This window comes from Bradyrhizobium sp. Crot121 (assembly GCF_059512385.1).
Map to the genome: position 1 here is coordinate 1 of NZ_JCAMOR010000253.1, position 1,122 is coordinate 1,122.

At 59.2% G+C, this 1,122-nt stretch carries 1 protein-coding gene; it reads left to right on the forward strand.

All coding sequences use genetic code 11. The features are described 5' to 3' along the window. Window positions 1-971: IS3 family transposase (locus AC5ZGW_RS46355; RefSeq protein ID WP_496114177.1), on the forward strand; the 971-nt coding region annotated here is incomplete at its 5' end. Window positions 972-1,122: the final 151 nt, after the last annotated feature.

Below are 1,122 nucleotides of genomic sequence, written 5' to 3' on the forward strand. Positions count from 1 at the left end.
GGTCCGCTCCGTTTATCAAAACGGAACGGCATCCGCACCACCTAAGCCGCTGGTCCAAAATCCGGGGTCCACTTCACGGGATCCCACGCGCCACGTTTTATAGATGGTATGATCGCTACCGTGAGGGCGGCATTGAAGCGCTGGCCGATCATCGGTCCCGACCTGACCGGGTCTGGAATCGCATCCCCGACGATGTGCGGGGCCAGATCATTGATTTAGCGCTGGAGCTTCCGGAGCTGTCGCCGCGCGAACTGGCCGTGCGCTTCACCGACGAACGGAAGTATTTTGTCTCCGAGGCGTCGGTCTATCGGCTGCTGAAGGCACATGACCTCATCACCAGCCCGGCTTATGTGGTGATCAAGGCGGCGAACGAGTTCAAGGACAAGACCACCGCCATCAACCAGCTCTGGCAGACCGACTTCACCTACCTCAAGATCACCGGCTGGGGCTGGTACTACCTGTCGACCGTGCTCGACGACTTCTCGCGTTACATCGTGGCTTGGAGGCTTGGTCCCACGATGTGCGCCTCCGACGTCACGGCCACGCTCGACCAGGCACTCGCGGCCTCCGGCCTTGACCACATCACCGTCGCGCACCGGCCGAGGCTTCTCAGCGACAATGGATCGAGTTACGTCGCGGACGATCTGGCCAAGTGGCTCGACCATAAGGGCATGCAGCATGTGCGCGGCGCTCCGTATCATCCTCAGACTCAGGGAAAGATCGAGCGCTGGCATCAGACTCTGAAGAACCGCATTCTGCTCAACAATTACTACCTGCCTGGCGATCTCGAACGGCAGGTACGCGCCTTCGTCGAACACTACAACCACGTCCGCTATCATGAGAGCATCGACAACCTCACACCTGCCGATGTCTACTTCGGCAGGGCGGAAGCGATCCTTGCAGAACGCAAACGCATCAAGCTTGTCACGATCGCAAACCGCCGCTTGCAGCATCAGCTGCAGGCCGCTTAAACTCTAACCCCTGATGAGCCAGAGCCTCCCTTCTCGAAAAGCTTGATCTGTCTCAAATTATCTGACGACGGACAATCATCGACAGCTGCTTCTCGAACCACGGCTTCAACGCCTCGACGATGGGCAGCGAGTGTTCCTTGCGCGCGGCCAG